Source organism: Ruegeria sp. BHSB196 (assembly GCF_059613135.1).
On record NZ_JBXWRY010000048.1, the window covers coordinates 1 to 12,647 of the forward strand.

The 12,647-nt window shown below is 62.6% G+C and carries 14 protein-coding genes; 6 read left to right on the forward strand and 8 right to left on the reverse strand.

The window, feature by feature from the left end; translation table 11 throughout:
- The 4 genes from AC2FNJ_RS17510 to AC2FNJ_RS17525 form a co-directional block, all read right to left on the reverse strand.
- On the reverse strand, window positions 1-504 hold a 504-nt coding region (locus AC2FNJ_RS17510), incomplete at its 3' end, for a DMT family transporter (protein ID WP_496766018.1).
- Window positions 505-552: 48 nt separating this feature from the next.
- The gene (locus tag AC2FNJ_RS17515) at window positions 553-1,458 is read right to left on the reverse strand and encodes a DMT family transporter (protein WP_496766020.1); all 906 of its coding nucleotides are present in this window, start codon (window positions 1,456-1,458) and stop codon (window positions 553-555) included.
- Window positions 1,459-1,573: 115 nt separating this feature from the next.
- Entirely contained in the window at window positions 1,574-3,133 is a 1,560-nt protein-coding gene (guaA, locus tag AC2FNJ_RS17520) for a glutamine-hydrolyzing GMP synthase (protein ID WP_496766022.1), read from the reverse strand.
- Window positions 3,134-3,281: 148 nt separating this feature from the next.
- Window positions 3,282-3,974: a DUF2270 domain-containing protein gene (locus tag AC2FNJ_RS17525; protein WP_496766068.1), complete on the reverse strand. Its 693-nt coding sequence runs from the start codon at window positions 3,972-3,974 to the stop codon at window positions 3,282-3,284.
- Between the two features lie 166 nt (window positions 3,975-4,140).
- On the opposite strand from AC2FNJ_RS17525, the gene AC2FNJ_RS17530 reads away from it, so the two are divergent.
- Window positions 4,141-5,685, forward strand: a complete 1,545-nt coding sequence (locus AC2FNJ_RS17530) for a trimethylamine methyltransferase family protein (protein WP_496766024.1) — start codon at window positions 4,141-4,143, stop codon at window positions 5,683-5,685.
- Here the strand turns inward: AC2FNJ_RS17530 and AC2FNJ_RS17535 are convergent, their stop codons facing one another.
- Entirely contained in the window at window positions 5,686-5,985 is a 300-nt protein-coding gene (locus tag AC2FNJ_RS17535; protein WP_496766026.1) for a DUF6477 family protein, read from the reverse strand. It lies immediately after the preceding gene.
- Window positions 5,986-6,227: 242 nt separating this feature from the next.
- Between AC2FNJ_RS17535 and AC2FNJ_RS17540 the strand changes: the two genes are divergently transcribed.
- Window positions 6,228-7,367 (forward strand): DUF6456 domain-containing protein, encoded by a 1,140-nt coding sequence (locus AC2FNJ_RS17540; protein ID WP_496766027.1) that lies wholly within the window; start codon window positions 6,228-6,230, stop codon window positions 7,365-7,367.
- Window positions 7,368-7,456: 89 nt separating this feature from the next.
- Complete coding sequence (locus AC2FNJ_RS17545) at window positions 7,457-8,383, forward strand: hydrogen peroxide-inducible genes activator (RefSeq protein WP_496766029.1); 927 nt, start codon at window positions 7,457-7,459, stop codon at window positions 8,381-8,383.
- 54 nt (window positions 8,384-8,437) lie between these two features.
- Here the strand turns inward: AC2FNJ_RS17545 and AC2FNJ_RS17550 are convergent, their stop codons facing one another.
- On the reverse strand, window positions 8,438-8,986 hold the full coding sequence (locus AC2FNJ_RS17550; protein WP_496766031.1) for a peroxiredoxin: 549 nt from the start codon (window positions 8,984-8,986) through the stop codon (window positions 8,438-8,440).
- A gap of 263 nt (window positions 8,987-9,249) precedes the next feature.
- Here AC2FNJ_RS17550 and lipA point away from each other — a divergent pair, with 263 nt between their 5' ends.
- A complete protein-coding gene (gene lipA, locus AC2FNJ_RS17555; protein WP_496766033.1) occupies window positions 9,250-10,200 on the forward strand; it encodes a lipoyl synthase in 951 nt (316 codons plus the stop codon).
- A complete protein-coding gene (locus AC2FNJ_RS17560; RefSeq protein WP_496766035.1) occupies window positions 10,197-11,339 on the forward strand; it encodes an amidohydrolase in 1,143 nt (380 codons plus the stop codon). The genes lipA and AC2FNJ_RS17560 overlap by 4 nt, the downstream gene beginning before the upstream one ends.
- 24 nt (window positions 11,340-11,363) lie before the next feature.
- Here the strand turns inward: AC2FNJ_RS17560 and AC2FNJ_RS17565 are convergent, their stop codons facing one another.
- The gene (locus AC2FNJ_RS17565; RefSeq protein WP_496766037.1) at window positions 11,364-11,537 is read right to left on the reverse strand and encodes a hypothetical protein; all 174 of its coding nucleotides are present in this window, start codon (window positions 11,535-11,537) and stop codon (window positions 11,364-11,366) included.
- Window positions 11,538-11,557: 20 nt separating this feature from the next.
- Window positions 11,558-12,115 (reverse strand): hypoxanthine phosphoribosyltransferase, encoded by a 558-nt coding sequence (hpt, locus tag AC2FNJ_RS17570; protein WP_496766039.1) that lies wholly within the window; start codon window positions 12,113-12,115, stop codon window positions 11,558-11,560.
- Window positions 12,116-12,187: 72 nt separating this feature from the next.
- On the opposite strand from hpt, the gene AC2FNJ_RS17575 reads away from it, so the two are divergent.
- Entirely contained in the window at window positions 12,188-12,634 is a 447-nt protein-coding gene (locus tag AC2FNJ_RS17575; protein WP_496766041.1) for a type II toxin-antitoxin system RatA family toxin, read from the forward strand.
- Window positions 12,635-12,647: the final 13 nt, after the last annotated feature.

A 12,647-nucleotide genomic window follows, 5' to 3' on the forward strand; every position in this document is an offset into this window, starting at 1 on the left:
GGACAAGGCGCCCGCCAGGATCGCCAGTTGCGCCATGCTGCGCAGATCGAAACTGAGGAAATTGCGCAACCCGATCGCGGTCGCAACCCCGAGAAAGCCCAGGCCCACGCCCAGCGCGCGGTTCATCGTCAGGCGCTCATCGGGAAAGACCAGCGCCGCGACAATGACGCCGAAGATTGCCGTGGCGGCATTGAGGATCGAGGTCAGGCCGGTTTCGATATGGAGCTGCCCCCACGCCATAAGGGCGAAGGGGATGACGTTGTTGAGCAACCCCATGACCAGAAAACCGATCCATACGCGCGGCTCGCGGGGTACCGGCAGGCGCATGCAGGCGACCGCAACCCACAGCAACAGCATCGCCCAGAACGTGCGGTGGAGCACCGAAGTGACCACCGGAACCTCGTCCAGGGCCACGCGGATCGACAGGAAGGACGCGCCCCAGACGACGCCCAGCAACGCAAGTTCCGCCCAGGCGCGGGGGGAGATGAATTTCTGCTCGCTCATGTCATTCTGCTACCGCGGAACACACTCGTCAGCGACCCGTTTCCTGCGCTATCGGGCATCGGCCCCGGCCTTGGCCCGGCGGCGGAGTTTGCCGGAGGCATCGAGGATGTTGATGTAGTTTCCGGCAAAGATGACAGCCGCGCCGACCAGAACCCAGATGTCCAGAGGTTCGTGATAGAGCAGCATACCCAGGACCGCGATGGTGGGCAGGCGCACGAAGTCGATGGGCACGACGACGGTTGCCGGTGCGATCGCCAGCGCGTTGGTGATGCAGAAATGCGCCAGCAATCCGGCCAGCCCGACGAGAATCAGGAACGGCGCGGTTTGCAGGGTCGGCAGGGCGATCTGCCCGTCAATTCCCGATGCCGCGACCCCAAGCACGGCCTGCATGACCGTCAGCCAGAACATGATGCAGCCGATGCTGGCGAATCCGGTGAGTTTCTTGGTCGTGATCGTGGTCAATGCGAAAAAGACGGCAGACAGACCGGCGGTCAGCACACCGAGGCTGAGCGGCGTGGCGCCGGGGCGTGCGACGATCAGGATTCCGATGAAGCCTATCACCGCCGCAGCCACCCGAATGCGGGTCAGTCTCTCGCCCAGAAGCAACGGCGAAAGCACGATCACCCACAGCGGTTGGGTGAATTCCAGGGCAAAGACCTGCGCCAGCGGAATCGCGGTGACGGCAAAGAACCAAAGGTTCTGGCCGGTGAAATGCACCGTGTTCCGAATGGCGTGCAGTCCGAGGTGACGGGTCGAGACCTGTGACCAGCTTTGTCGGACGGTCAGGACCAGCGACACGATCAGAACGCCCACGAAACTGCGGTACATCATGATCTCGAAGGTGTCGTGCGTGACGCTCAACTCGCGCCCGGCAATGGCCATGGACGAGAACGAGGCGATTGCCCCGGTCATCCACAACGCGGCCTTGCCGACCTGAATCCTGTCCTGCTGCATCGCACCTTCTCCGCCGACACGAGGGACAGGAAACCGCTGACAGGTCAAGGACCAACCGCCAGAACTCCGTGATTACAAGATCAAAAAGCCGGGCACCGGCCGGACTAGTTCGGTCTCATTCCCACTCGATCGTGCCCGGCGGTTTCGAGGTGATGTCATAGGTCACGCGGTTGATGCCCTTGACCTCGTTGATGATCCGCGTGGCGGTTTCGCCGAGGAATTCATGGCTGAACGGGTAGTAATCCGCCGTCATGCCATCGACCGAAGTGACCGCGCGCAACGCGCAGGCATAGTCATAGGTGCGCCCGTCGCCCATCACGCCCACGGTGCGGACCGGCAGAATGGCAACAAACGCCTGCCAGATCTCGCCATACAGACCGTGCTTGCGGATCTGGTCGATATAGACCGCGTCGGCCTCGCGCAAGATCGCGAGCTTTTCGCGGGTGATCTCGCCGGGGCAACGGATCGCGAGTCCGGGGCCGGGAAAGGGATGGCGGCCGATGAAGCTCTGCGGCAGGCCCAGTTCGCGGCCAAGCGCGCGGACCTCGTCCTTGAAGAGTTCGCGCAGCGGTTCGACCAGTTTCAGGCCCATCTTCTCGGGCAGGCCGCCGACATTGTGGTGCGACTTGATCGTGACCGAGGGGCCACCGCTGAAAGAAACCGACTCGATCACGTCGGGATAGAGCGTACCCTGGGCCAGAAACTCGGCGCCTTCGATCGTATCGGCGTGTTTCTGGAACACGTCGATGAACAGCTTGCCTATGGTCTTGCGCTTGGTCTCGGGATCGCTGATCCCTTCGAGCGCGTCGAGAAAGAGATCGGATTCGTCGGCGTGGATCAGAGGGATGTTGTAGTTGTCGCGAAACATGCCGACGACTTCCTCGGCCTCGCCCTTGCGCAACAGACCGTGATCGACGAAGACGCAGGTCAGCTGATCGCCGATGGCCTCGTGAATCAGCACGGCCGCAACGGAACTGTCCACGCCTCCGGACAGGCCGCAGATCACCTTCTTGTCGCCGACCTGTTCACGGATCTTTCGGATCGCCTCATCCTTGTACGCGCCCATGGTCCAGTCGCCGGTGAAACCGGCGAGCTTCACGAAGTTCTCGTAGAGTTTCGCGCCCTTGGGGGTGTGGTGAACCTCGGGGTGGAACTGGACCGCGTAGAAATGGCGATTGGGGTCGGCAGTGATCGCAAACGGCGCGTTGGGCGAGGTGCCGTAGACCTCGAAACCGGGTGCGATCTGGCTGACGTGATCGCCATGGCTCATCCAGACCTGCTCCTTGCCGTCCGCGAACCAACCGTCGAGCAGGTCGAGCCGCCCTTGCGGCGTCACGAAGGCGCGCCCGAATTCGGCGGTGCCGTGGCCGCTTTCGACCTTGCCGCCCAATTGCTGCATCATCACCTGCTGGCCGTAGCAGATGCCGAGGATCGGCACGCCGTAGTCAAAGATTTCCTGCGGGGCCCGCGGCGAGCCTTCGCGCGTGACGCTGTCGGGCCCGCCCGAAAAGATCACCGCCCTGGGCGCCATGTCGCGGACGAAATCCATCGAGACGTTCTGATAGGGATGGATTTCGCAATAGACATTCAATTCGCGCAGGCGGCGGGCGATCAACTGCGTCACCTGGCTGCCGAAGTCGATGATCAAAAGGCGGTCATGGGAAGTCTCGGTCATGACTGGCTCTTAGGTCGCCAGACCTGCATGTGCAAGCGCAATAAGACGCAATCCCGAAGCGCGCCGTTCCCGACGCGCCGATGCAGCGACACGGGCGGCTTCGGCCGCGCCCTTCGGGCCGGCGTTGTCGCCGCCTGCGGGTTCGGCATCAGCCCATGGAGTCTGACTTGGCGCTGCCCCTGCGGGCGGCGCGCGCAACATCGGCGCGGTAACTCCAGACCGCAATGACCGACCAGGTCAGGATGTACAAGAGGCCCGTCGCGATCAGCACTTCGCCGGAAACGGGGCCGACATCCGCGCGGTCCACGGCCTCGGACACGCTTTGCGCCGGCGTGGGGTGAACCACGAGTTTCACCGCGAAGGCCAGGCTCTGGATCAGAAGAATCCAGAGATAGTTGCGGCGTATCCTGCGGCCGATCGCGATCATCAGGCTGACGTGGTAGTGCGGCCGCAGGTAGTCCTCGGCCAGTACCTTCTGCCAGTTGTCCTCCATGTGCAGATCGCCGTCGTACAGGAGCGGCGCGTAGAAGTGGTTTTCAAGCCACCGGCACCGGGCACGCCAGACGTTGAAATAGCGGTACCGCCGCGCTTCGAGCATCAAAAACAGGATGATCAGCACGCCGACCAGCACCAAAGGCAGGGGGGAGGCTTCCGGCGAGGCGAAGGAAATCGACAGCGCCACGCCCAGAGTGACGACGGACCAGTTCGTCGTGGTGTCCAGGCGCGTGCGCCAGATCGTGCTGCGATAGACCTCGCCGCGATAGAGGTGTGCAACGGCGCCTATTTCTGCGGCGTTCAGTGTTTTTCGCTCGGGATTCGGGGGTTTGTCGGTATCGGCCATGGTTTCCATGGCTCCATCATGACGACTGACCGAGTTCCATCAAGAAAATTTCCGGCGGCGCACATGTCGCTTTTCCCCCTATAGCGACGCAATCCACATTCGGGGGAACCGGTGTATCCTGTATGAAGTCCGGCAAAGCCAACCAATACGTCAACGGGAACTTCTCATGTCCGAGACAAACACCCGGCGCAGAGCGCGCGGAGGCGGCGGCGCCGCCCGGCGGGCCGAACGCACCGCAGTCCGTATCGAGACCGCGAAATACATCGAACGCAACATTCCGAATTTCGAGATCCTGAACGAAGAAGCGCTCGAAATCATCGAGACCAACGCGGAAACCGTTCTGGAAGAGATCGGCGTCAACTTCATCGAGAATCCCGCCGCGCTTGAGCGCTGGCGCGAGGCCGGTGCCGAGATCGAGGGCGAGCGCGTTCGCATTCCGCGTGGCCTGGCCCGCAAACTGTGCCAAACCGCTCCGGCCCAGTTCACCCAACATGCCCGCAATCCCGAGAAATCGGTGGTCATCGGCGGGCGGAATCTTGTGCTGGCCCCGGTCTACGGCCCACCCTTCGTGCGCGACGCGCAAGGCGGTCGCCGCTACGCGACGATGGAGGATTTCACCAAGTTCGTGAAGCTCGCCTATATGTCCAAGTGGCTGCATCATTCGGGCGGGACGGTCTGCGAACCGACGGATATCCCGGTCAACAAGCGCCACCTCGACATGCTGATGGCGCATATGACCCTGTCGGACAAACCGTTCATGGGGTCGGTCACCGATCCCAGCCGGGCGCAGGATTCGGTGGAGATGTGCGAGATCCTGTTCGGCAAGGCGTTCGTTCAGGACAACACGGTGATGACGTCGCTCATCAACATCAACTCGCCGATGACGTTCGACGATGTGATGATGGGTGCGCTCGAAGTCTATGCAAAAAACAACCAGGCGGCCATCATCTCACCCTTCATCGTCGGCGGTGCGATGGCGCCGGTTTCGGTGGCCGGCACGCTGACGCAGGTTCTGGCCGAGGTTCTGGCAGGCATCGCCTATTCGCAGTTGGTGCGCCCCGGTGCGCCGGTGATTTTCGGCGCATTCGTGACCTCGATCGACATGAACTCGGGTGCACCGACCTTTGGCACGCCGGAAGCCGCGCACATCACCTATGGCGCGGGTCAGCTGGCCCGTCGCCTTGGCGTGCCCTACCGGTCGGCCGGGTCGTTCTGCGGCTCGAAGCTGCCGGATGCGCAGGCGGCCTATGAGTCCGCCAACTCGCTCAACATGGGCTTGCTGGCCGGCGTGAACTTCATGCTGCATGCCTGTGGCTGGCTCGAAGGCGGGCTGGTGGCGGATTTCGAGAAATTCGTCATGGATGCGGATCAGCTTGGCGTTCTGCACGGTCTGGCCAAGGGCGTCGCCTATGACGAGAACGCGCAGGCGATGGACGCCATCCGCGAGGTCGGTCCCGGTGGGCACTATCTGGGCTGCGCGCATACCCAGGCGAATTTCAAGGATGCGTTCTGGAAGACCGAGTTGCTCGACTACAAGCCGTTCGAGACCTGGGAAGACGAGGGCGCCCGTGACACCCGCGCGCTTGCTGCGCAACGTGTCGAGTATCTGCTGGCGAATTACCAGCAGCCGCAGATCGATCCCGAGATCGCCGCGGCCCTGGCCGCCTATGTGGCGGAAAAGAAAGCGTCGATGCCGGACGCTTTCATGTGATCACCGGAGGTGCGTGGCGCGGCTCGCCTGATAGAGTTGCGCCTCGCCCATCAGCGCGATCAGCACATCCAGGTGCCGGACCAGCGAATAGGTCGCGTCCTGTTCGAGGCGCTGATCGTTGACGCCGCGCTCCATCTCCATCAACCGCATCAGCGCCGCGCCGGGGCCGGGAATGGTTCCGTACCCCAGCAGCCGTTGCAATTGGCGGTTGCGGTTGTAGTCCCGCACACCGTGACGCGCGGCCCGAACCAAAAGGCGCGGGCGGTGTAAGGCCGAAAGCATCGTCATGACATCCTGCATGTCGTGTCCCCTTAGTGGCTTTGCGAATGGCCTTTTCTTGTCGCACAACCAATGCGGGTGTTGCGTGAAGAAAGCGCAAGCGCACGTTGGATTCAGGAGTGTTTATCAATTTGAATCAATTCTGCTTCACGCCAGCGGGCCTTAACGAACGAGTAAGAAAATCAACTCTAGGTAGATTTTGTTAACCATATCCCCGGTGGTGAACCGAGACAGCGTCAATGTCGATGAGGGTGCAAACAACCATGGAAAAATGCATTGCTTCCACCGTTCCGGCATGGGTTCCCGAGGGCGCGCAGCGCTATCTGGCCCATACCGAAGCCGGGCGGTCGATCCGGGATCTGGCAAGATCGGCAGGATGCCACGCCTCGACGGTTTTGCGCCAGATCAGGCGGATCGAGATGCGGCGCGACGATCCTCTGGTTGACGCTGCCCTGCAAACGCTGGCCGAGGAGCATTTCCCGCCGTTGAAGCGGGATGATGCTGGAACCGACGCAGGCGGGTACCGACCCGGCGCCTGGAATTCCGCGCCGACGTCCGAGGAAAAGGAAACGGCACATTTCGAGAGCGAAGCCAGCAGGGTGATGCTGCGCCTGTGCGAAGCCGGCGCGGTACTTGCGGTGGCGGAAGACATGGACAAGGCTGTGGTCGTGCGCGACGGCGGGCAGGGCGATGCGACACGCACTGCGGTTGTGGACTGCAAGATCGCCCAGGCGTTGGCTCTGCAGGACTGGATATCCTGCGACAAGCCGGGCCGGATCAGCCGCTATCGGATCACGTCCTCTGGCCGCACCGCGCTTGGCCGTTTGCTGGCGGCCGAGGAAAACCGGGCGCGCATGCGCAAGGACGGCGGCTTTGCCGAGATGGCGGCACCCTTCGTCGGCGCCCAACCCGCATCAAACCGTACCGTCAGCGGGGAGGAAACGGATCGGCCCCGGCGCGTCCGTTACAATTCGGCGGAAAGCCCTCTTCTGGCGCTTGCGCGGCGGCGGGACAAGAACGGCAAACCCTTTCTGGACGATAGCCTGGTTCGCGCTGGCGAACGTCTGCGCGAGGATTTCGAACTGGCGCAGATGAGCCCGAGCGTGACCCAGAACTGGGACAGGTTCCTGACTGGCGGCTGCTCGGGCGGCCAACCCGCGGGAACGCCCGGCACCGACGGCGCGTCGCGCGCACGCGACCGGGTCGCGCGGGCCTTGGCCGATCTTGGCCCCGGCCTGAGCGATGTGGCGCTGCGCTGCTGCTGTTACTTGGAAGGGTTGGAACTTGCCGAGAAACGCATGGGTTGGTCGGCGCGGTCCGGCAAGATCGTGCTGCGCATTGCCTTGCAAAGGCTCAAGCGTCACTACGAACGCCAAAAGGACAGCGACCATCTGATCGGGTAGACCACCACAAGGCAGGGGCGAGAGCGTCGGATGGCGACCTTGTGATAAAACAAGCTTGCGGTTCACGTCTGGTCTGATAGCTAATCCTTATGACATTCACCCTCAGGCAATTGCGCTATTTCAAGGCGCTGGCCGAACGCCGCAATTTCGGCCGCGCGGCGCAAATCTGCCATGTCTCGCAGCCTGCGCTATCGGTTCAGATCCGCGCGTTGGAGGATCATGTGGGCGGGCCGTTGGTCGAGCGGCAGGCTCGCGACGTGGTTTTGACCCCGTTGGGCCGGGATGTCCTGCGGCACGCCAATGAAGTCCTGGGGGCGGCGGATCGGCTGGACCGGCTGGCCCGCGATCAGAGTCGCGGATACCGGTCGCTGTCGCTGGGCGTGATTCCCACCATGGCGCCCTATCTGCTGCCGGGCGTTCTGGCATCTTTGCGGGCGCGCGATCTGTCCTTGCGCGTGCAGATCCGCGAAGCGCGCACGGAACAGTTGCTCGAGGCACTGCGGACCGGCGAGATTGACGCCGCGGTGCTTGCCCTGCCGGTTGGCAGCAACGGCTTCGTCGAGGAAGTGCTCTTCGAAGACCGGTTTCTTTTGGCCGGGTCCGAGGCGCGGCTGAATACTCTGACCTTCGGTCCGGATGCCCTGCGTCCCGTCGCGCTGCAAAAGGCGCAGTTGATGCTGCTGGAAGACGGTCACTGCCTGACCGACCAGGCGCTTGAGGTCTGCGGGCAGGACCGGCACAGCGGCAGCATCAACATGGGGGCATCGTCGCTGGGCACCTTGACGCGGTTGGTGGCCGAAGGCTTTGGCCTGACCCTGATGCCGGAACTGGCGGTCCGTTCGGAATGCGCCACGATCCCCGAGTTGAAACTGCTGCGGTTTCTTGAACCGGAACCGTCCAGAAGCGTCGGGCTGATCCGGCGCGACACGTCGCATGGAAGCCCCTGGTTCGATGATCTGGCTCGGGTCATCCGCGATGTGGGTTCAGAGATCGTCGAGGCCACCCGAACGACCTGAGCAAAAGAAAACCCGCGTCCAGGCGCGGGTTTCCTGACCAAGGCGGCAGATCCGTCAGGCGGCCACTTCGGCCTTGGCCTCGGCCAGATACTTCATCAGGTTTTCCGGCGCGGAGACCCCATAGGGATCCTCGGGGCAGTTGTCCATCAGGCCCGGTTCCTCGAACCAGGCTTCCACGACTCCGTCCTTGACGACGGCCGCGTAGCGCCATGACCGCATGCCAAAGCCCAGATTGTCCTTGGCCACCAACATGCCCATCTTGCGTGTGAACTCGCCCGAGCCGTCGGGGATCACCTTGACCTTCTCCAGCTTCTGGTCTTGCGCCCATTTGTTCATGACGAAGCTGTCGTTGACCGACATGCAATAGATTTCGTCAATGCCCAGGTTTCGGAACTCGTCATAGCCGTTTTCGAATCCGGGCAACTGGTAGGTCGAGCAGGTGGGCGTGAACGCGCCGGGCAGCGAGAAGAGGATCACGCGCTTGCCCGCAAAATAGTCGGCCGTGGTCTTGTCTTGCCAGCGGAACGGGTTCGGGCCTTCGATCGACTCGTCGCGAACGCGGGTGTGAAAGGTCACGTCGGGCAGTTTGGCGCCAGCTTTCATGTTTGGACTCCAGTGATTCAGGTCTGTTGGGGTGTGGACTAAAACGATTCAAGACTGGCTTCAACGGGTCAGTTTCGGTTGGACTTGATCTGGAAAAAACCGACTATTGCCTTGTACATAACGGCCAATTCCTCGGTCACACGGCTGGCAGCTTTGACCGCGGGGAAACTGGCGCATAGCGGCCACGCGTCGCTGGTCTTACTCCTGACACCGCGCTATGTTATCGGGAAACGGTTTTGACCCATATCCAAGGGAATACCTCTGTGCGCGACCTGAAGATCCCCGAGCAACGGCACCCCGAAAAGGCGCATCGCCCGGACAATGCCCAGCCCAAGAAACCGAACTGGATCCGGGTCAAGGCGCCGGGTGGCAAGGGCTATGCCGAGACGCACAGGATCATGCGCGAGAACAACCTCGTGACCGTGTGCGAAGAGGCAGGATGCCCGAATGTGGGAGAATGCTGGTCGCAGGGCCACGCCACCATGATGATCATGGGCGAGATCTGTACCCGTGGCTGCACCTTCTGCAACATCGCGACGGGCCGGCCCGACGCGCTGGATGTGTTCGAGCCGGGCCGGGTCGCGCATGCGGTCGAAAAGCTGGGGCTGAACCATGTGGTCATCACCTCGGTGGACCGCGACGATCTGGAAGACGGGGGGGCCGAGCATTTCGCCCAGACCATTCGCGCGGTCCGTCACCGCTCGCCCAAGACCACCATCGAAATCCTGACGCCCGATTTCCTGAAATGCGATCCGGGCGTACTGGAACTCGTGGTCGAGGCGCGGCCGGACGTGTTCAATCACAACCTCGAAACGGTACCCGGCCTCTATCCCGAAGTTCGCCCCGGCGCGCGGTATTTCCATTCGCTTCGCCTGCTGCAAAGGGTCAAGGAACTCGATCCGTCGATGTTCACCAAGTCCGGCATCATGGTCGGCCTGGGCGAGACCGAACAGCAGGTGAGGCAGGTCATGGATGACATGCGCGCGGCGGATATCGACTTTCTGACCATCGGTCAGTACCTGCAACCGACCCCAAAGCATCATCGGGTGGACCGGTTCGTGACGCCGGAGGAATTCAGTGCCTATGAAAAAGCTGCCTACGGCAAGGGGTTTCTCATGGTGTCGGCCACGCCGCTGACCCGCTCTTCCTATCACGCCGGCGACGACTTTGCCCGGTTGCGCGCTGCTCGGATGCAGAAACTCGGCAAGGCATGACGCCGGAAAGCTTCGCGCGGTTGGTCGCATTGCGGCACGAGCTGCACCGGCACCCCGAACTCTCGGGCCAGGAGGACTGGACCGCCGCGCGGATCGTTCAGGCTCTGCGACAGCACACACCAGACCATATCGTGACCGGCATCGGCGGGCATGGCGTGGCCGCGGTTTTCGACAGCGGCGCCGAAGGTCCGGGCGTGGGGATCCGATGCGAACTGGATGCGTTGCCCATCAACGAGTTGTCGGGGGTCGATCATGCCTCGAAGAGTCCGGGCAAGGGGCACCTGTGCGGCCATGACGGGCACATGGCGATTGTTCTCGGGGTCGCCGAAGCCCTTGCCGCCGCCAGGCCGAGGCACGGGCGGGTGGTTCTGATCTTCCAGCCTGCGGAAGAAACCGGCAAAGGCGCACGCGCCTTTTGCGACGATCCGAAATTCGCGCCCCTGCGGCCGGAGTTCATCTTTTCCCTGCACAACCTGCCGGGACTGGAACTGGGGACGGTGGAGTTATGCACAGGCCCGGCCAATTGCGCCTCGCGCGGAATGAAGGTGGTGCTGACAGGCAAGACCTCGCACGCGGCTGAGCCGCAGGACGGGCTGTCGCCGGCCGCCGCGATGGCGCGGCTGATGCCGACGCTCGCCGGGCTGGGGCAGGGTGGCGATCTGGATCAGAGTTTCGCGCTCACTACGCTGACCCATGCCGAGTTGGGCGAGCCGACATTCGGCGTCGCGCCGGGACATGGCGAGATCTGGGTAACTTTGCGCACCGTGTCAGACAACCGGATGCAGGCGTTGGTGGACACGGCGGAAGCCCTCGTGCGGCGTGAGGCCGAGGGTCACGGGCTGTCGGTTGAAACAACCTATGACGACGTTTTCGATGCCTGCATCAATGACGCGGAAGCGGTCGAGATCCTGTCCGAGGCGTGCCGTACCCAGCGCGTCCCCTGTACGCTCACCGACAAACCTCAGAAATTTTCCGAGGATTTCGGGCGGTTCGGCATGTCCGCACACGCCGCCATGTTCTGGCTGGGAGCGGGTGAGGCGCATCCGCAACTGCACAATCCCGACTACGATTTTCCGGATGCCCTGATCCCCGTGGGAACAGGCGTGTTCCTCGCCGCGATCCGGAAACTTCTGGGATGAGTGCCGGTGCGCCACTCGCGCGGATCAGGGCCGGACACCGAACTGCTCGGTCCGCGCCCAATCCGGCCAGAGCCCGAGAAACTCGACCCCGGCCACAAGCAGGCACAGGAGCAGAACGGCCAGCACGAATTTGACCCGCTTTTCGGACGGGGGATGTCGGGCCAGTTTCGACATGCGCAGAAGGTGGCGGAGATTCATCGGTTTCTCCCGGCAGGATGTCAGGCTGTTGCGGTCTGTTCCTCGATGAAGCGCACCTTGCCGATGAAAGGCAGGTTCCGGTTGCGCTGGGCATAGTCGATGCCATAGCCCACCACGAACTCGTCCGGGATTTCAAACCCGATCCAGTCCGAGCGAAAGTCCACCTCGCGGCGGCTGGGCTTGTCGAGCAGCGCGATGGATTTCAACCGCTTCGGCTTGCGGCTCTGCAGCAGCTTGGTGACGTGGTTCAGCGTGTGGCCTGTATCGACGATATCCTCGACCACCAGCACGTCGCGCCCTTCAATTGCGCCGCGCAAGTCCTTGAGAATGCGCACTTCGCGGCTGCTTTCCATCGAATCGCCATAGGACGACGCCTCCAGGAAATCCACCTCGATCGGCAGGTCCAGCTCGCGCACCAGATCGGCGATGAAGACGAAACTGCCCCGCAGCAGCCCGACCACAACCAGCTTGTCGGTATCGTTGAACTCGTCCGCGATCTCGCGGCAAAGCTCCTCGATCCGCGCAGCGATCGCCTTGGCCGAGATCATCTCATCTATCACATATGCGCGCTGGCTCATCACCGCCCCCTTGATCTTTGGCGCGCAACATACGACATGACGCGCCATTGTCACCAAGTAAAACCGGAACTTATGCCCACGCATTCGGAATCCCGACACCTGCCGTACACGGCCCAGCAGATGTACGATCTGGTTGCCGACGTAGCCAGATATCCGGAGTTTCTGCCATGGTGCGCGGCGGCTCGAATCCGGCGCACCTATGCCTTGGGAGAGGCCGAGGTGATGGAGGCGGATCTGGTGATCTCGTTCAAGGTGTTCCGCGAAAGATTCGGCAGCCGGGTGACGCTGCACGCGGCGGACCGGCGCATCGACACCGTATATCTGGACGGCCCTTTTCGCTACATGAAGTCCGACTGGTCCTTTTCGGAGGCGCCGGATGGCGGCTGCAACGTCTCGTTTCACGTCGATTTCGAGTTCAAGAACGCCGTCTTGCAGGGCATCATCGGCGTCGTTTTCAACGAGGCGATGCACCGGATCGTCCGGGCCTTCGAACAGCGCGCGGCCGCGCTCTACGGCTGAGGCTTTACCGCGC

What these genes read in the sequence shown, in the direction of transcription:
- AC2FNJ_RS17550 (WP_496766031.1), bottom strand. Translation starts at nt 8,986, where the DNA reads ATGAAAGCTGGCGCCAAACTGCCCGACGTGACCTTTCACACCCGCGTT.
- AC2FNJ_RS17530 (WP_496766024.1), top strand. Translation starts at nt 4,141, where the DNA reads ATGTCCGAGACAAACACCCGGCGCAGAGCGCGCGGAGGCGGCGGCGCC.
- AC2FNJ_RS17545 (WP_496766029.1), top strand. Translation starts at nt 7,457, where the DNA reads ATGACATTCACCCTCAGGCAATTGCGCTATTTCAAGGCGCTGGCCGAA.
- AC2FNJ_RS17515 (WP_496766020.1), bottom strand. Translation starts at nt 1,458, where the DNA reads ATGCAGCAGGACAGGATTCAGGTCGGCAAGGCCGCGTTGTGGATGACC.
- AC2FNJ_RS17525 (WP_496766068.1), bottom strand. Translation starts at nt 3,974, where the DNA reads ATGGCCGATACCGACAAACCCCCGAATCCCGAGCGAAAAACACTGAAC.
- AC2FNJ_RS17565 (WP_496766037.1), bottom strand. Translation starts at nt 11,537, where the DNA reads ATGAATCTCCGCCACCTTCTGCGCATGTCGAAACTGGCCCGACATCCC.
- guaA (WP_496766022.1), bottom strand. Translation starts at nt 3,133, where the DNA reads ATGACCGAGACTTCCCATGACCGCCTTTTGATCATCGACTTCGGCAGC.
- AC2FNJ_RS17535 (WP_496766026.1), bottom strand. Translation starts at nt 5,985, where the DNA reads ATGCAGGATGTCATGACGATGCTTTCGGCCTTACACCGCCCGCGCCTT.
- AC2FNJ_RS17560 (WP_496766035.1), top strand. Translation starts at nt 10,197, where the DNA reads ATGACGCCGGAAAGCTTCGCGCGGTTGGTCGCATTGCGGCACGAGCTG.
- AC2FNJ_RS17575 (WP_496766041.1), top strand. Translation starts at nt 12,188, where the DNA reads ATGCCCACGCATTCGGAATCCCGACACCTGCCGTACACGGCCCAGCAG.
- hpt (WP_496766039.1), bottom strand. Translation starts at nt 12,115, where the DNA reads ATGAGCCAGCGCGCATATGTGATAGATGAGATGATCTCGGCCAAGGCG.
- AC2FNJ_RS17540 (WP_496766027.1), top strand. Translation starts at nt 6,228, where the DNA reads ATGGAAAAATGCATTGCTTCCACCGTTCCGGCATGGGTTCCCGAGGGC.